Source organism: Candidatus Pelagibacter sp. (assembly GCF_052049815.1).
In the GTDB taxonomy this organism is placed as follows: Bacteria; Pseudomonadota; Alphaproteobacteria; order Pelagibacterales; family Pelagibacteraceae; genus Pelagibacter.
Genome location: NZ_JBNGZG010000023.1, coordinates 1 through 16351 on the forward strand (window position 1 = coordinate 1; position 16351 = coordinate 16351).

Here is a 16351-nt window from a genome sequence, read left to right on the forward strand (position 1 = left end):
AGAGACAGAAATGATTATGATATAGTTTTTTTTTATAAAATCTAACATTTAAAAAAATATATGAATCGTGTTCTTATAATATTAGCATCTGGAAAAAGCAAAAGGTTTAAGTCACACTTGCCTAAACAATATATTGTTTATAAAAACAAACCAATTTATGCACATTCTATTGATAAAGCTATTGAGTCAAAACTTTTTGATAAAATTATTTTTGTTAGTGACAAACCAAAAAAGATTAAAATTAATTCCCGAAAATTAACAGTCATCAAAGGGGGGAAACAAAGATCAGACTCTTCCCTGATTGCTTTGAAATATTTAAAGAAATTTAATCCAAAAGAAATATTAATTCATGATGCTGCTCGACCTAACTTCTCAATAAACTTAATTAAAAAACTAATAAATAATTTAAAAAGAAATATGGCCGTTATACCAGCGATGAATCCTGCTGACTCATTAAAATATAATATTAAAAATAAAATTTTTAATTTAAATAGAGATAATGCTTATCTAACACAAACGCCACAAGCTTTTAGATTCAAAAATTTGTATGAACTTGCAATTAAACAAAAAAATCTAATCACTGATGAAGCCACACTGTTTATTGAGACTGGCCAAAAAATTAAATTTATAAAAGGTGAGATTCAAAATAAGAAGATCACATTTGAGGAAGACACAAATATTGAAAAAACTTTTTACGGTATTGGATTTGATATTCATCGATTAATAAAGGGAAAAACTTTATATTTAGGAGGAATCAAAATTCCATTCCACTCGGGTCTTCAAGGTCATTCGGATGGGGATGTTATTTTGCATTCTATAATCGATGGAATTTTAGGTGCTCTTAGACAAAAAGATATTGGTTCTTATTTTCCAAGTAACAAAAATAAATTTAAGAATATTAGATCACCCAAAATGTTAAAACCGGTAATTGACAAGTTAAATAAAGCAAATTTTTATTTCAATAATATTGATATTAATTTGATATGTGAGAAACCTAAAATATCTATTTATAGAAATAAGATAATTAAATCTTTATCTAAACTAATTAATATTGATCAAAGCCTAATTAATTTAAAAGGTAAAACTGTAGAAAAACTTGGGTTGATAGGTAAAGAAAAAGCAATTGCATGTGAAGTTATAGTTTCTATTTCAAAATATGACTAAAAAATTTAATTTTCTTTTTGTAACAATGTTAGGTCTTGGAAGAATTGGGTTTATTCCAGGGACATTTGGATCTTTAGCAACTGTTATATTGTTGTTTATTTGTTTTCATATTTTAAATATTTCATCCAATGTAGTACTTTTAGTTTTATTAATAACTTTTGCTTATTCTTTTATAGCTATTAAAAATCATACTAAAGATAGTAAAAATAAGGATCCAGGTGAAATAATTATTGATGAATTTATTGGTCAAGCAATCCCAATTTATTTATATGAAATTTCTCATGGAACTGAAAAAACAATAGTACAAGCTATCATCATTTATGCAATTTGTTTTTTGCTCTTTAGATTTTTTGATATCAAAAAACCTTTTCCAGTAAGTTACTTTGATAAAAAACAGAAAAATAGCTTTGGTGTTGTAATGGATGATGTTTGTGCGGGCTTCTATGTTGTTTTATCATTGATATGTTTTATGGTGGTTAAAAGCTTCATCTAATATGAAAAATATTGTTCAAAAACTTCAACAAAAAAAACTAAAAATTTCTTTTGCTGAGTCTTGTACAGGTGGGATGTTAGCGTCAACTATCACATCAATTAGTGGCGCTTCTAAAGTTTTTAATCTTAGTTTAGTGACCTACTCTAATGATGCAAAAATCAATGTATTAAAAGTGAATAAAAAAATAATTCAAAAACATGGAGCTGTAAGTGCTGAATGTTGTGAGGCCATGGTCAAATGTTTATCAAAACTTTCTAAAGCTCATATAAATGTATCTATAACTGGAATAGCTGGACCTAAAGGTGGCACCAAAATAAAGCCTGTGGGGCTAGTTTATATAGGAGTTAAAAGATCAAATAAATTATTAATAACTAAAAATATATTTAAGGAAAAAACAAGAAATGCTATTCAAAAAGCAACGGTAAATAGAGCATTAAAGTTGGTTAATTCTTTAATCTAAATTGTTTCTGCTCTTTTTTGGAAAGCATCTGCAATTCTATTTAATCCATATTCAAAAGATTTTTCCATTAACATATTTAAAAACTTATTTTTAATTTCAAAATCAACATCAAAATAAACTTCAGTCATGTTGTTTTTTTCAACAAACTTCCAATTATTTTCCAAATGCGTTAGTGGGCCTTCAATATTGGTGACATGAATGGTGTCAGTTTTTTTATCAAACCTTACATCACTTTTATAGGTATCGTTAAATGGACCTTTTCCGATCGTAAGATCTGCAATAATAAAAGTTTTGTCCCCTACTTCTTTTCTTTCATAAACCTTAGAGCCTAAACAAAAAGGAATGAACTCAGGGTATTTTTCTATATCAAGAACAAATTCAATAAGTTTATCTTTTTTTTTATCTATTATTCTTTTAACTGATGCCTTAGGCATTAATGACTATTAATTCTATTTTCTTTCAATTTAGCAAAGTCCTCATCTGCATGATAAGAAGATCTTGTTAAAGGAGATGATGATACTAATAAAAAACCTTTTGCTTTTGCAATAGTACCTAAATCATCAAACTCTTTTGGATCGTAATATCTATCTAATGGATAATGTTTTGTTGAAGGTTGTAAATATTGACCAATTGTTAAAAAATCGACATCTGCAGCTCTTAGATCATCCATTACTTGTAAAATTTCATCTCTAGTTTCACCAAGGCCAACCATAATTCCAGATTTAGTAAAAATATTTTTATCATGAATTTTTGCATTTTTTAAAAGTTCTAATGATGCAAAATATCTAGAGCCTGGTCTAACTTTTAAATATAAACTTGGTACTGTTTCAATATTGTGATTAAAAACATCAGGTTTTGCCTTTAAAACTTTTTTATAAGCATCACCCTTTCTTAAAAAATCAGGTGTTAAAACCTCAATAGTTGTATTTGGGTTCGTTTTTCTAGTTTGGTTTATTACCTCAAAAAAATGATTAGATCCCCCATCGTCTAAATCATCGCGGTCAACAGATGTAATAACTACATGTCTTAAATTTAATTTCTTTACTGCTTCTGCGATTTTAATAGGTTCTAATTGATCTAATTTTCCAGGAACACCTGTTTTGACATCACAAAAAGCACATGCTCTTGTACAAGTATCTCCCATAATCATAAATGTTGCATGTCTTTTACTCCAACACTCTGTGATATTTGGGCAGTTTGCTTCCTGGCAAACAGTTACTAAATTATTATTGTTTACAATTGTTTTTGTTAAAAAAAATTCTTTGCTATTGGATAATTTAGATCTAATCCACTCAGGTTTCTTCTTTATTGGGTTAACTGGTTTATTTACTTTTTCTGGGTGTCTAGTTTTCATCTTTAATTATATAAATTTTTTCACCTTTTTTTCCAAAAAGAAATTTTTCTCTTATTAGTATTTCAATAAAATCTAAATCAAGATTGTCACTTAAAAGTGAATTTTTAAAAGTCAAATCTTCAATTTTTTTTGTCAGTAATATTTCCTCTTTTTCAAGTTTACTTAATTGATCTTTTTTTTCATAATATGAAAAAAGACCTCTATCTCCAGATAATAAATTAGTAAAAAAATACAAGATCAAAAAAAAAGATATAATTATGAAGTAATTTTTTTTTAATTTATTAAGCATTAATGAATTTTATTCATTATTGCTTTTTTTCCAAGTTCTTCCTCAATTCTCAATAATTGGTTATATTTAGCCACTCTTTCAGACCTTGCTAGAGAGCCTGTTTTAATTTGATTGGAATTTGTTCCAACTGCCAAATCAGCAATAAATGTATCTTCACTTTCTCCAGATCTATGTGAAATGATTGTTTTAAATCCAATTGTTTGCGCAAATTTTATAACATCTAAAGTTTCAGAAACTGTTCCTATTTGATTAAGTTTAATTAATATTGAATTAGAAGATAAATTTAAGAAACCCTTTTTTAATCTCTCTAAATTTGTCACATATAAATCATCACCTACTATTTGTACTTTATTAGTTGCCTTCATTAATTTGTTCCATGCCATCCAATCGTTTTCTGCAAATGGATCTTCGATAGATTTAATTTTGTATTTATTAATCATTTTTTTGTATTCCAAAATCGATTTTTCAATTGAAACATATTTTTTTGAATGAATGGAATATTTTCCTTTTTTAAATAATTCATTTGCAGCAACGTCTAAACAAATTGAAACATCTTTACCGTTTTTAAAACCTGATTTTTTGATAGCTAAAACAATTAAATCTAATGCTTGATTATTACTATCAATCATAGGTGCAAATCCACCTTCATCTCCTACAGATGTAGATAAACCCTTTGCTTTAATTAACTTACTTAAGTTTTTAATTACCAAATAACAAATTCTCATTGCCTCTGAAAAAGATTTTGCTTTATCAGGTCTAATCATAAACTCTTGAACTCTAAGACCATTATTAGCGTGCGCTCCTCCATTAATTATATTCATCAATGGATAAGGAAGTTTAAAGTTTTTTGTTACATAAAAAGATTTATAAAGTGGAATTTTTTTTACTTTTGCTGATAACTTTTTTGCAGCCATCGAAACTGCTAAAATAGCATTAGCACCTAATTTTGTTTTTTGTCTTGTACCATCTAAGTTAATTAAAACTTCATCTATTCTTTCTTGGTCATGAATATTCTTATTTCTTAAAGCTTTTGATATTTTAGTGTTAACTAAATTCACTGCAGAAAATACACTTTTACCTAAATATCTTTTATTATTGGTATCTCTTTTTTCATATGCTTCATAAGTCCCAGTTGAGGCTCCAGAGGGACAAATTGCTTTTGCGCTTTTGTTTTTGACATAAACTTCTGCTTCAACAGTTGGATTTCCTCTACTGTCAAAAACTTGTCTCGCTTTAACTTTAAGAATTTTACTCACTTAATTTTTAATAAGATTGTCTATATCGCTTAATTGTTTAAGAAGATTTTCTAATTTATCTATAGGAACCATATTAGGTCCATCTGACGGAGCATTATCTGGGTCTTGATGTGTTTCAATAAAAACACCTGCAACACCCACAGCTACTGCTGCTCGTGCTAAATATTCAACAAACTCTCTTTGACCACCACTCTTTTCACCCTGACCGCCTGGTTGCTGAACTGAGTGAGTTGCATCAAAAATTACTGGATAACCATTTTTAGCCATTATAGGTAATGACCTCATATCTGACACTAAAGTATTATAACCAAAACTTGCTCCTCTTTCAGTTACTAATATTTTATCGTTTCCAGACTCGGAAATTTTCTTTGTAACATTCACCATATCCCACGGTGCTAAAAACTGACCTTTTTTTACATTAATAATTTTATTTGTTTTAGCTGCAGCAACTAACAAATCTGTTTGCCTACATAAAAAAGCTGGGATTTGTAAAACATCAACATGTTTTGAAACAATTTCACATTGTTCTGCATTATGAATGTCAGTTAAAATAGGCACATTCAATTCTTTTTTAATTTTATCAAATACAGGGAGTGATGCATCTAATCCTGCACCCCTTTTTCCTTTCAAGCTTGTTCTATTCGCTTTATCAAATGAAGTTTTGTAAATAAAACCAAGACCAAATTTTGAAGTAATTTCTTTAATTTTTCCTGCCATATCCATTGCATGTTGTTCTGTCTCTAGCTGACATGGGCCTGCAATAATACAAATCTTATTGTTGTTTGAAATTTCTATATTTTCACAATTTACTTTAATCGCACTCATCTATGATTTTTTGCTGCTTTGATAAAAGAAGAGAATAAAGGATGTGGGCTCAAAGGTCTAGATTTAAATTCAGGGTGAAACTGAACTCCTATAAACCAAGGATGATTTTTAAGTTCAATTATCTCTGGAAGCTTATGATCTGGGGATAAACCTGAAAATATTAATCCTTTGTTCTCAAATTTTTCTTTATATGAAATATCCACTTCGTATCTATGCCTATGTCTTTCTTTAATTAATTTAGATTTGTAAATATCTCTTATTTTAGATTTATCTTTTAATATTGCATCGTAAGAACCAAGTCTCATGGTACCACCTAAATCTTTATCTGTTCCTTTAACTTTTTTTCCACTTTTCTCCCATTCATTCATCAGACCAATAATGTGAACACCTCCCTTATCAAACTCAGAAGAAGTTGCTTTCTTAATTTTTAGTTGATTTCTAGCAAACTCTATAATTGCCATTTGCATTCCATAACAAATACCGAGGAATGGTATTTTATTTATTCTTGCATATCTTATAGCTTCAATTTTACCTTCGGTTCCTCTTTTGCCAAATCCACCTGGAATTAAAATTCCTGAAACATTTTTAAGTTTACTTTTTATTTCTGAAACTTTTAATTTCTCAGAGTCTATTCTAACTAAATTAACTTTAAGATTATTAGATATTCCTCCATGAGTGAGTGCTTCATCTAAAGATTTGTATGCATCTTTTAATTCAACGTATTTACCAATAATTGCGATATTAACATGTCTTTTTGTATTAAGAGTAATTTTAGTAATTTTCTTCCAAGGTGTTAAATTATTTGATTTTTTAGATTTAATTTCAAAATAATCTAAAACTTGGATATCTAACTTTTCTTTTGCAAAACTCATTGGTGCTTCATAGATTGTTTTAACATCAACAGTTTCTATTACATTTTTGATATCAACATTACAAAACAAAGATATTTTTTTTCTATGTTCTAATGGTATTGGTCTTTCCGATCTACAAATTATAATATCAGGTTGAATACCAATACTTCTTAACTCTTTAACAGAATGTTGAGTTGGTTTTGTTTTTATTTCATCAGATGCTTTTAAATATGGAACTAAAGTAAGATGAATAAATAAAGCATTTCTTTTTCCAATATCATTTGAAAATTGTCTTATTGCTTCTACGAAAGGAAGGCTTTCTATGTCTCCTACTATTCCGCCTATTTCACAAATAACAAAATCTTCTTTAGATGTATCATGTTTTATGAATTCTTTAATTCTATCTGTGATGTGAGGAATGACTTGAACTGTCTTTCCAAGATATTCTCCTTTTCTTTCTTTTCTTAGAACGTCACTATAAATTTTTCCTGTTGTAATGTTGTCTGTTTTCTTTGCTGTTACACCTGAAAATCTTTCATAATGACCAAGATCTAAATCTGTTTCAGCTCCATCATCAGTTACAAAAACTTCTCCATGTTGAAATGGACTCATAGTTCCTGGATCCACATTTAAATAAGGATCTAACTTTCTTAAACGAACTTTGTAACCTCTTGATTGTAATAAATATGCTAGGGATGCAGAGGAAAGACCTTTACCAAGGGAAGAAACCACGCCGCCAGTGACAAAGATATATCGCGCCATGGAATTATCTTATAGACCTTAAAAATGAAAATGAAAAGGATTAATTATTCTCAGGAATTGCAGGAGTATCTTCACTTTGTTCTTCAACAGTGTCTAAAACTGAGCTTGTAGGCGTCAATTCTCCTCTAGAAACTATTGTTAAAGCAAGACTGCAAATGATAAATAAAGTAGCAACAACAGCTGTTGCTTTTGTCATGAAATTACCAGCTGATCTTGAAAACATAAAATTTTCTTGAGAAACACCAATACCGAGAGCTCCACCCTCAGATTTTTGAATTAAAACCAGTAAAACTAAAATTAAAGCGAAGATGATATTTAATACTAATAATATGTTTTCCATTTGGGGTTAATTATATGTTTTTTTTATTATATCAATAAATTTTTTTGAATTTTGAGAAGCACCACCTACTAAAAAACCATCAATATTGTGAATAGTTTTTAATTCATTAATATTTTTATCATTTACGGAACCGCCATATAGAATTTTTAGATTTTGTTTAAATCTACTTTTAATGAAATCTATTGCATTTAATAATTCGTATGATTTAGGTATCATGCCACTACCAATTGCCCATACTGGTTCGTAAGCAATTATAATATTATCATTTAATTTAACTCCTTTAAGACCAAGTTTAATTTGTTTAGATAAAACTGATTTAGTCTTTTTATTTCTTTTGTCTTTAATTTTTTCTCCAATACAAAAAATTACTTTCAATTTATTTTTTAATGCTGTTTTAATTTTTTGATTAATAAGTTTGTCACTTTCTCCTTTTTCACGGTTCTCTGAGTGACCTAAAATTACATATTTTGCACCTACACCTTTTACCATCTTGGCGTTTACTGAGCCTGTCTCTGCCCCATAATTATCTTGATGATGACAGTTTTGCGCACCTACTTCAATTTTGGTATTTTTTACCATTTGAGCCATTGGGCAGATTAGAGTTGTAGGTGGTAGATAAATTATCTTAAATTTTGGGGATTTAAATTTTTTACTAAAGCTAATAACTTTGTTTACTAGTTTTAGAGATTTAAAATCACCAAACATTTTCCAATTAGCTACAAAATACATATATTTATTTGTCATTATGAAAAATTTAATCTATAGCTTTGTTTTTTATAGATCAATAAATATATAAAGTCATGATTGGAAGTTTAAGAAATTTTGCCAAAACTAAATTAGCCGGTGTATTAGTTTTTATTATTATCATTCCATTTGTATTTTGGGGAATGGGCAGCATGTTTAATAGTGGTAATACTAATAATATTGCAAAGATTAATAAAACAAATGTTTCAACACAGGATTTTATGGATTATTTAAACTCTTCAGGAGTATCAAGAAAAACTCTTCAAGAAAGAATGAACCAAGGAGTAATTGAAGAATTACTATCTACATTGGTATCAACAACTTTATTAGATCTTGAAATTAAAGATTTTGATATAATCGTTTCAGAAAAAACGCTTACAAGAAAAATTAAAAATAACAAAACTTTTATAGATGAAAATGGTTCTTTTCAAAGAACAGAGTATGAAAAGTTTTTATTAACTAACAACATGACTGCTCCAGGTTTTGAGATTGCATTAAGAGATAGAGAAAAACAAAAACACTTATTTGACTATATTGGTGCTGGTACAATCACCCCGAAGTTTTTGATAGATAAAAATTTTAAAGAACAAAATAACAAATTAACAGTTAAGTTTTTTCCATTAAAAACACTTTATAAAACTGAGGCTGAAGTCACAAAAGAAGAGATCGAAAATTTTGTTGAAGAAAATAAAGATCAATTAAAAAAAGAACATATTGATTTTAGTTATGTACTAATCAATCCTAAAAATTTAGTTGGGGTTGATGAATTTAATCAAGCTTTTTTTGACAAGATTGACTTAATTGAAAATGAAATATCAAAAAATGTATCTTTCAGTTCTATAATTGCAGATTTAGAGTTGCAAACTACTTCTGTAAAAGATTTTTCACTTACTGAAAATAGAAAAGAAATTGAAGATAAAATTTTTAACGCAAAATCTGATGCAACTGGCTTAATAGAAAACAATAACGACTATATTTTTTACAATATAGAAAATATCACTTCAAAATCACCTGATTTAAATAATGAGCAATCTTATTCAGAAATGCAGAAGCTAGTATTTGAAAAAAATAAGTTTGATTTCAATAGAAAAATTTTAGAAGAGATAAATGACAAATCATTTGATCAAGCTAAATTTGATGAGTTAGGTAATAGTTTAATAGAGAGTGTTACTCTTAATTCAGTTAAAGATAATAAAAAATTTAATATTAATTCAGTAAGAGTTTTATACTCCCTTCCAATTGGATCTTTTACTTTGGTAAATGATGATAAGAATAATATTTATCTATCTAAAAATGAAAGCCTTTCAGATGAAATGATAGATTATGAAAGTCCTGAATATAAATCTTTTGTAACTACTCAATTATCTAATGATAGAAAAAATATCTTACAATCTTATGATACTTTCTTGAACAATAAATACACTGTAGATATTAATCAAAAGACTTTGGAAAGAGTTAAAAATTATTTCAAATGATAATTAACCGAAGCTTCAAGGATTTTAAGTTTCGACACAGAAGCAAAAAAAATCAAGTAATCTTTACCTCTAAAAATGTCAAAGATGACAAAGTTATTTTAAATCTAATTAATAGTTTTCTTAAAGAAAAAAATAGTTTTATTTTCGAGTCTGTTGAAAAAGGTAAAATAAGAGGCCGGTACACAATCTTTGGAAAAAATCCTGATAAAATTTGGGAGTTCAATGGCAATCATTCTTACCTGATAAAAGATAATAAAAAAACAAAACTTAAAGGTAAACCAAACAAGATATTAGAGAATGTTATTGAGGAATTTAAATTTGAAACACCTAAAAACCTTCCTCCAATATGCTCATTAATATCTGGATATTTTTCATTTGACTCAATCAGATACATTGAACGTATTCCAGATAAATGTAAGAACGATTTAAACTTACCAGATGTAAGGTTGCTAAGACCTAGAACATTAATCATTCATGATAACCTTAAGAAAAAAATTCATTATATTATTAATGTTTTTAAAGATGAAAAAATTTCAAATTATCAAAAAAAATTTGATGAAATTAAATCTCAATTAGATCAAATTATTTATCAATCTTCTATTTCTATTGAACAAGACTCAAATATTAAATCAAATCAAGTTGTTAAAGTAAAATCCAATACTCCTAAAAAACGTTTTTTAAGCATGGTTAATAAAGCAAAAGAATACATTAAAATTGGTGACATTTTTCAAGTAGTCTTAAGCCAAAGATTTGAAGCAAACCTTACAAAAAAACCATTAGAAATTTATAAGAAATTAAGAATAACAAACCCTTCTCCATTTATGTTTTATTTTAATTTTAGTGACTTTCAAATTATTGGAGCAAGTCCTGAAATCTTAGTTAGATTAAGAGATGGAAATATAACAGTCAGACCTATAGCGGGAACTAGACCAAGAGGTAAAACTGTTAAAGAGGATAAGTTTTTTGAAAAAGATCTATTAAAAGATAAAAAAGAATTATCTGAACATTTAATGTTATTAGATTTAGGTAGAAATGATGCAGGTAAAGTTTCAAAAATAAACACAGTTAAAGTTACAGAAAGCTTTATTATAGAGAGATACTCTCATGTAATGCACATAGTGTCTAATGTAATTGGTAAATATGATAAAAAATTCTCAAAATTTAAATCTCTTCTAGCTGGTTTTCCTGCTGGAACTGTTTCTGGGGCACCAAAAATAAGAGCTATGGAGATAATAGACGAATTAGAAACTACTAAAAGAAAAGTATACGCTGGTGGTATAGGATACTTTTCTGCTAATGGTGAATTTGATACTTGTATCGCATTAAGAACAGCTGTTGCAAAAAAGAATAAATTTTATGTTCAAGCAGGTGCTGGAATAGTTGCTGATAGTAAACCAATTAAAGAATATGAAGAAACAGTAAATAAAGCTAAGGCTCTAATAAACGCATTAAGATAATGAAAATATTATTAATAGATAATTATGATAGTTTTACATTTAATCTCTATCATTATCTTTCATCACTTAAGACTAAGGTGGATGTAATTAGAAATGATGAAATTACATCTAAAGAAATATTAAAAAATCGATATCAAAAAATTGTAATATCTCCGGGTCCAGGTAATCCTAACCAGGCAGGAAATTGTTTAAGAATAGTGAAAGATCTAAAGGAAAAATTACCAATATTTGGTGTTTGTCTAGGCCACCAAATCATAGGACAAGCTTTTGGAAGTAAGATTGTTCAGGCTAAAAAATTAATGCATGGAAAAACAAGTAAAATCATATCAAAAAAGATAGGTATTTTTAAAAATATTCCTAATAAGTTTGAAGCTACTAGGTATCATAGTTTAATAATTGATAAAAAAAATATGAGCAAAGATTTAGTAATCACAGCTGAAACAGAAGATGGAATAATTATGGGAATTCAACACAAAAAGTACAATATTCACGGTGTACAATTCCATCCTGAAAGTATTAAAACTAACGTTGGAATGAAAATATTAAAAAACTTTATAAATTATAAAAACTAATGAAAGAATTTTTAGAAAAAATTAAACAGAAACAAAATCTTACTTTTGAAGAAAGCAAATCAGTATTTAATATACTGATGTCCGGTAGTGCAAAAGATAATGAAATTTATGATTTTTTAACATTATTATCTGAGAAAGGTGAAACTGCAGATGAAATAGCTGGAGGTGTATTTGTTTTAAGAGAAAAATCAAAGAGAGTAAATGTTGAAAATTGTGTAGATACATGTGGAACAGGTGGAGATGGAATGAATACTTTAAATATTTCAACTGCATCAGCTTTATTGTTAGCAAGTATGGGTATTAAAGTTGCAAAACATGGTAACAAGGCTGTTTCTTCTAAATGTGGTTCTGGAGATGTACTTGAAGAAATGAAAATTAGAATTGATTTAGAGCCTAATAAAATAGAAAACTCAATTAATAAAAATAACTTTGGTTTTATGTTTGCACCAAACTATCATAGTGCAATGAAATATGTTGGGCCAACGAGAAAAAAAATTGGAAAAAGAACTATCTTTAATATGATTGGACCTTTGAGTAGTCCTGCTCTTGTTCAAAGACAAGTGGTTGGGGTATTTGATAAAAAACTATTAGAAATATTTGCAAATGGTTTAAAAAATTTAGGAATTAAATTTGCTTGGATTGTAAACAGTGAAGATGGATTAGATGAAATATCCCCATATGCTCCAACAAATGTTGTGCAACTTAAAAATGGTGAAATAACAAAAATTACAATTGATCCAAAAAAAATTGGTGTCAATGCAGATAAATTTGAAAACTTAGTTGGTGACGATGCTAAATTTAATTCAAAAAAAATAATAGATATATTTCAAGGTGAAGATAATGACTTTTCAAAAGCTGTATGTTTGAATGCAGCAGCTGGATTAATGGTGAGTGAAAAATTTTCTAATTTTGATGATGCTTATACAAGTGCTCGAGAACATATCTTATCTAAAAAAGCTTTTGATCATTTAAAAAAGATACAAAATGTCTGAAAACATACTGGAAAAAATAATCTCTAAAAAAATTAAGAGAGTTGATGAAATAAAGAAAACTACAAAAATTGAAGACCTTACAAAAACTATTGAACAAAATAAAAGCTATATTGATTTTAAAGGAAAAATAAAATCAAATATCCAAAAAAATAAAACATCACTTATTGCTGAAATTAAAAAAGCAAGTCCATCAGCTGGTGTAATTATTGAGGATTATAATCCTGTTGATATTGCTAAAATCTATTTTGAAAAGAAAGCAACTTGTTTATCTGTTTTAACTGAAGAAGAATTTTTTTTAGGAAATTTAATTCATATCAGTAAAATTAAAGATAAGTTTAATTTACCAATTCTTTGTAAAGATTTTTTCATCGATAAATTTCAAATACCACTTGCAAAAAGTTATGGCGCTGATGCTATTTTAATCATACTTGCTGGTGTTAGTGATGATTTAGCTTATGATTTATATGAAGAAGCTTTAAGATATAACATGTCTGTGATTGTCGAAGTTCATACAGTTGAAGAAGCAAAAAAAGCATTACATTTTAAAGAAGCTTTGATTGGCATTAATAATAGAAACTTGAAAACTTTAAAAACAGATATAAATACAACCTATGCTATTCATGATGTACTTAAAGATCATAAAGAACCTATGATCTCAGAGAGCGGAATTAAAACAAAAGATGAAGTTTTAGATCTTGAAAATAAAACAAAGATTAAAACTTTTTTAATTGGTGAATCACTTTTGAAAGATTTGGAAAAAAATTCTATTTTTTCAATTTTGTAGTTAAATAAATAGCTATTTTACTCACTTTTTTTACTATTGAGAATTATAAAGAACTTTTATAGAACATTATTTGTACGATATTTGTTCTTATGTTAACAAAAAAACAAAAAAACTTATTATTATTTATCAACAAGAAGTTGAGAAGTTCGGGTGTTTCGCCTTCATACGAAGAAATGAAACAATCTCTCAACCTGAAGTCGAAATCTGGGATACATAGATTAATTAGCGCTTTGGAGGAAAGAGGATTTATTAAAAGACTTGCTCATAAAGCAAGAGCATTAGAAGTTGTAAAGCTTCCTGAGACTGCATCTGCAAACGATATTTATAACAGTTTTTCGCCTAGTGTAATTAAAGGTGGGTTAGATGAAGAAATAGTTAAATCTGATGATGTAGAAGTTCCAGTATTAGGTAAAATTGCTGCTGGTACTCCAGTAGAAGCTATTCAAAATGAAGTTTCAAGAATTCCATTACCAAATAATTTAGAAAAAAATGGCGATTATTTTGGACTTAAAGTTCAAGGTGACTCGATGATTGAAGCTGGTATCAATGAGGGTGATACAGTAATTATTAGAAGAACAGACACTGCTGATAATGGTAAAATAGTTGTTGCTTTAATAGATGATCATGAAGCAATGTTAAAAAGAATTAGAAGAAAAGGCAAAGTTGTAGCTTTAGAAAGTGCAAATAGAAATTACGAAACAAAGATTTTTGGTCCAGATAGAGTAAAAGTCCAAGGTGTTCTGGTATCTTTATATAGAAACTTCTAAAAAAATAGTCTAAACACATTTAATGTCAAAAGTAGCAACAAGATTTGCTCCATCCCCTACTGGGCCTTTACATATTGGTGGTGTGAGAACAGCTTTATTTAATTGGTTATATTCAAAAAACCAAGGTGGAAAATTTTATTTAAGGATAGAAGATACAGATAAAGAAAGATCAAAAGAAGAATTTAAAAATCAAATTATAAATTCACTTAAATGGATAGGTGTAGAATATGATGGTGATGAATATATTCAATCTAAACAAATTAATAATCACATTGAAATAGCAAATGAACTTTTAAAGAAAGGTTTTGCATATAAATGTTATTGTTCTAATGAAGAAATAGAAGAACAAAAAGAAAGAGCAAGACAAAAAAAAATTCCTTATATTTATAATAGAAAATGGAGAGATGTAGATGAGAAGGATGCTCCTAAAGATGTAAAACCAGTTATAAGATTTAAAAGCAAAATTGAAGGTACATCAATTCTTAAAGATTTAGTTCAAGGGGATGTTGAAATAGAAAATAATACAATTGAAGATTTTGTTATTTTAAGAAATGATGGCACACCAACTTATAATCTTTCTGCTACGGTGGACGATCATAATATGAGCATGACACATATTATTAGAGGTGATGATCATAAGATAAATACATTTAAACAAATACAAATATATCTAGCAATGGGTTGGGATGTTCCTCAATTTGCACATATACCATTGATACACACTATTGATGGAAAAAAACTATCAAAAAGAGATAATGCCTCAACATTAGATGATTATTCTAAAATTGGAATTATTCCAGATGCTTTAAGAAATTACTTACTTAGATTAGGTTGGTCTTACAAAGATAAGGAAATATTTACAAAAGAAGAAAGTATTAAATATTTTAACTTTGAAGGAATAGGTAAATCCCCATCAAAACTTGATATGAGTAGAATTTTGTCAATGAATGAACACTATATAAAAACACTTGATGAAAATTTCTTATACGAAAATTTAATTAACTATTGTGAAGAATATAAAGAAAAAATTCCTGAAGAAAAAAAAAGTAGTATTAAATCATCTCTTTCATTTTTGAAAAATAAAGCAAAGACATTAGAGGATATATTCAATAATCTTAAATATATAATTGTTGATGAATTTTTGATTTCTCAAGAAGATCTGAAAATTTTAGATGAGACAGCAAAAAAAATAATTAAAGAATTTAATTCTAAAATTGAAAATTTAAGTGAATTTAAAAGAGAAAAACTTGAACCAATCGTGAACGATTTAATTGCTAATCACAACACTAATTTTAAAGGTGTGGGTCAACCACTTAGACTGGTTCTTACTGGATCAAAATTTGGCCCCGGTATATATGATATTTTGATATCACTTGGAAAAAATGAGGTTTTAAAAAGATTATCAAGTAAGATAATTTAAAACAACTTTAGCAGCCTCATCAGCACTAGAAGTTTTAGATTTAATTTCATCCAAAGTTTTTTGACATTGCTCAATTTGTTCTTTTATCATATCTGGATTTTTTAAAAGATAAGTAACCGATTTATAAATTTCATCAGGATTGCACTCTTTTTGAATTAGTTCAGGGATAATTTCTCTATCATTAATTATGTTAATGATATTTGCAAATCTGATTTTCACTAAAAATTTTACAATCATAAAATTTATAAAGTTCATTTTATAAATAATGATAGATGGAATTTTATGACTACAAATTTCTAATGATACTGTTCCAGATTTACTTATAGCAAAAATAGATTTAGATAAA

General features: G+C 27.6%; 18 protein-coding genes and 1 pseudogene. 10 read left to right on the forward strand and 9 right to left on the reverse strand.

Features of this window, described 5'->3' with window-relative positions; genetic code table 11:
• Window positions 1–60 precede the first annotated feature (60 nt).
• From ispF to ACTT9D_RS05090, 3 genes are read left to right on the forward strand one after another with little or no spacing between them, the layout of a single operon-like run.
• Window positions 61–1164, forward strand: coding sequence for a 2-C-methyl-D-erythritol 2,4-cyclodiphosphate synthase (gene ispF / locus ACTT9D_RS05080; RefSeq protein WP_440930721.1), 1104 nt, complete (start codon window positions 61–63; stop codon window positions 1162–1164).
• Window positions 1157–1657, forward strand: a complete 501-nt coding sequence (locus tag ACTT9D_RS05085) for a phosphatidylglycerophosphatase A family protein (RefSeq protein WP_440930722.1) — start codon at window positions 1157–1159, stop codon at window positions 1655–1657. The genes ispF and ACTT9D_RS05085 overlap by 8 nt, the downstream gene beginning before the upstream one ends.
• Before the next feature lies 1 nt (window position 1658).
• The gene (locus ACTT9D_RS05090; protein ID WP_440930723.1) at window positions 1659–2117 is read left to right on the forward strand and encodes a CinA family protein; all 459 of its coding nucleotides are present in this window, start codon (window positions 1659–1661) and stop codon (window positions 2115–2117) included.
• Here the strand turns inward: ACTT9D_RS05090 and ACTT9D_RS05095 are convergent.
• From ACTT9D_RS05095 to tpiA, 8 genes are read right to left on the reverse strand one after another with little or no spacing between them, the layout of a single operon-like run.
• Complete coding sequence (locus ACTT9D_RS05095; RefSeq protein WP_440930724.1) at window positions 2114–2551, reverse strand: type II toxin-antitoxin system RatA family toxin; 438 nt, start codon at window positions 2549–2551, stop codon at window positions 2114–2116. The genes ACTT9D_RS05090 and ACTT9D_RS05095 overlap by 4 nt on opposite strands.
• On the reverse strand, window positions 2551–3471 hold the full coding sequence (gene lipA / locus ACTT9D_RS05100) for a lipoyl synthase (protein WP_440930725.1): 921 nt from the start codon (window positions 3469–3471) through the stop codon (window positions 2551–2553). The genes ACTT9D_RS05095 and lipA overlap by 1 nt, the downstream gene beginning before the upstream one ends.
• A complete protein-coding gene (locus ACTT9D_RS05105) occupies window positions 3461–3760 on the reverse strand; it encodes an FtsB family cell division protein (RefSeq protein ID WP_440930726.1) in 300 nt (99 codons plus the stop codon). The genes lipA and ACTT9D_RS05105 overlap by 11 nt, the downstream gene beginning before the upstream one ends.
• Window positions 3760–5016: a phosphopyruvate hydratase gene (gene eno / locus ACTT9D_RS05110; RefSeq protein WP_440930727.1), complete on the reverse strand. Its 1257-nt coding sequence runs from the start codon at window positions 5014–5016 to the stop codon at window positions 3760–3762. The genes ACTT9D_RS05105 and eno overlap by 1 nt, the downstream gene beginning before the upstream one ends.
• On the reverse strand, window positions 5017–5841 hold the full coding sequence (gene kdsA / locus ACTT9D_RS05115) for a 3-deoxy-8-phosphooctulonate synthase (RefSeq protein WP_440930728.1): 825 nt from the start codon (window positions 5839–5841) through the stop codon (window positions 5017–5019).
• Window positions 5838–7454 (reverse strand): CTP synthase, encoded by a 1617-nt coding sequence (locus ACTT9D_RS05120; protein ID WP_440930729.1) that lies wholly within the window; start codon window positions 7452–7454, stop codon window positions 5838–5840. Before ACTT9D_RS05120 ends, kdsA begins: the two co-directional genes overlap by 4 nt.
• A gap of 40 nt (window positions 7455–7494) precedes the next feature.
• Entirely contained in the window at window positions 7495–7794 is a 300-nt protein-coding gene (gene secG, locus ACTT9D_RS05125; protein ID WP_440930730.1) for a preprotein translocase subunit SecG, read from the reverse strand.
• Between the two features lie 6 nt (window positions 7795–7800).
• Window positions 7801–8538 (reverse strand): triose-phosphate isomerase, encoded by a 738-nt coding sequence (gene tpiA / locus ACTT9D_RS05130; RefSeq protein ID WP_440930731.1) that lies wholly within the window; start codon window positions 8536–8538, stop codon window positions 7801–7803.
• Between the two features lie 56 nt (window positions 8539–8594).
• On the opposite strand from tpiA, the gene ACTT9D_RS05135 reads away from it, so the two are divergent.
• The 7 genes from ACTT9D_RS05135 to gltX all read left to right on the forward strand — a co-directional run bounded on the left by ACTT9D_RS05135 (window position 8595) and on the right by gltX (window position 16005).
• Window positions 8595–10013, forward strand: a complete 1419-nt coding sequence (locus ACTT9D_RS05135; RefSeq protein WP_440930732.1) for a SurA N-terminal domain-containing protein — start codon at window positions 8595–8597, stop codon at window positions 10011–10013.
• Window positions 10010–11470, forward strand: coding sequence for an anthranilate synthase component I (trpE, locus tag ACTT9D_RS05140; RefSeq protein WP_440930733.1), 1461 nt, complete (start codon window positions 10010–10012; stop codon window positions 11468–11470). Before ACTT9D_RS05135 ends, trpE begins: the two co-directional genes overlap by 4 nt.
• Window positions 11470–12042: an anthranilate synthase component II gene (locus ACTT9D_RS05145; RefSeq protein WP_440930734.1), complete on the forward strand. Its 573-nt coding sequence runs from the start codon at window positions 11470–11472 to the stop codon at window positions 12040–12042. The genes trpE and ACTT9D_RS05145 overlap by 1 nt, the downstream gene beginning before the upstream one ends.
• Window positions 12042–13034 (forward strand): anthranilate phosphoribosyltransferase, encoded by a 993-nt coding sequence (trpD, locus tag ACTT9D_RS05150; protein WP_440930735.1) that lies wholly within the window; start codon window positions 12042–12044, stop codon window positions 13032–13034. Before ACTT9D_RS05145 ends, trpD begins: the two co-directional genes overlap by 1 nt.
• Window positions 13027–13818 (forward strand): indole-3-glycerol phosphate synthase TrpC, encoded by a 792-nt coding sequence (locus tag ACTT9D_RS05155; protein ID WP_440930736.1) that lies wholly within the window; start codon window positions 13027–13029, stop codon window positions 13816–13818. The genes trpD and ACTT9D_RS05155 overlap by 8 nt, the downstream gene beginning before the upstream one ends.
• 89 nt (window positions 13819–13907) lie before the next feature.
• The gene (gene lexA, locus ACTT9D_RS05160) at window positions 13908–14585 is read left to right on the forward strand and encodes a transcriptional repressor LexA (RefSeq protein ID WP_440930737.1); all 678 of its coding nucleotides are present in this window, start codon (window positions 13908–13910) and stop codon (window positions 14583–14585) included.
• Window positions 14586–14607: 22 nt separating this feature from the next.
• Window positions 14608–16005 carry a glutamate--tRNA ligase gene (gene gltX, locus ACTT9D_RS05165; protein ID WP_440930738.1) on the forward strand — a complete coding sequence of 466 codons (1398 nt, stop codon included), beginning with the start codon at window positions 14608–14610 and terminating at the stop codon, window positions 16003–16005.
• On the opposite strand, the pseudogene ACTT9D_RS05170 reads toward gltX, so the two are convergent.
• Window positions 15988–16351 (reverse strand): annotated as a pseudogene (locus tag ACTT9D_RS05170) (lipid-A-disaccharide synthase); the annotation flags it as partial. The gene gltX and the pseudogene ACTT9D_RS05170 sit on opposite strands and share 18 nt — an antisense overlap.

Bases quoted from the DNA above. Each gene is read 5' to 3' on its own strand.
- kdsA (WP_440930728.1), bottom strand. From the start codon at position 5,841: ATGAGTGCGATTAAAGTAAATTGTGAAAATATAGAAATTTCAAACAAC.
- ACTT9D_RS05145 (WP_440930734.1), top strand. From the start codon at position 11,470: ATGAAAATATTATTAATAGATAATTATGATAGTTTTACATTTAATCTC.
- lexA (WP_440930737.1), top strand. From the start codon at position 13,908: ATGTTAACAAAAAAACAAAAAAACTTATTATTATTTATCAACAAGAAG.
- trpE (WP_440930733.1), top strand. From the start codon at position 10,010: ATGATAATTAACCGAAGCTTCAAGGATTTTAAGTTTCGACACAGAAGC.
- ACTT9D_RS05105 (WP_440930726.1), bottom strand. From the start codon at position 3,760: ATGCTTAATAAATTAAAAAAAAATTACTTCATAATTATATCTTTTTTT.
- ACTT9D_RS05085 (WP_440930722.1), top strand. From the start codon at position 1,157: ATGACTAAAAAATTTAATTTTCTTTTTGTAACAATGTTAGGTCTTGGA.
- ispF (WP_440930721.1), top strand. From the start codon at position 61: ATGAATCGTGTTCTTATAATATTAGCATCTGGAAAAAGCAAAAGGTTT.
- ACTT9D_RS05090 (WP_440930723.1), top strand. From the start codon at position 1,659: ATGAAAAATATTGTTCAAAAACTTCAACAAAAAAAACTAAAAATTTCT.
- lipA (WP_440930725.1), bottom strand. From the start codon at position 3,471: ATGAAAACTAGACACCCAGAAAAAGTAAATAAACCAGTTAACCCAATA.
- gltX (WP_440930738.1), top strand. From the start codon at position 14,608: ATGTCAAAAGTAGCAACAAGATTTGCTCCATCCCCTACTGGGCCTTTA.
- trpD (WP_440930735.1), top strand. From the start codon at position 12,042: ATGAAAGAATTTTTAGAAAAAATTAAACAGAAACAAAATCTTACTTTT.
- ACTT9D_RS05135 (WP_440930732.1), top strand. From the start codon at position 8,595: ATGATTGGAAGTTTAAGAAATTTTGCCAAAACTAAATTAGCCGGTGTA.
- ACTT9D_RS05155 (WP_440930736.1), top strand. From the start codon at position 13,027: ATGTCTGAAAACATACTGGAAAAAATAATCTCTAAAAAAATTAAGAGA.
- ACTT9D_RS05095 (WP_440930724.1), bottom strand. From the start codon at position 2,551: ATGCCTAAGGCATCAGTTAAAAGAATAATAGATAAAAAAAAAGATAAA.
- ACTT9D_RS05120 (WP_440930729.1), bottom strand. From the start codon at position 7,454: ATGGCGCGATATATCTTTGTCACTGGCGGCGTGGTTTCTTCCCTTGGT.
- tpiA (WP_440930731.1), bottom strand. From the start codon at position 8,538: ATGACAAATAAATATATGTATTTTGTAGCTAATTGGAAAATGTTTGGT.
- secG (WP_440930730.1), bottom strand. From the start codon at position 7,794: ATGGAAAACATATTATTAGTATTAAATATCATCTTCGCTTTAATTTTA.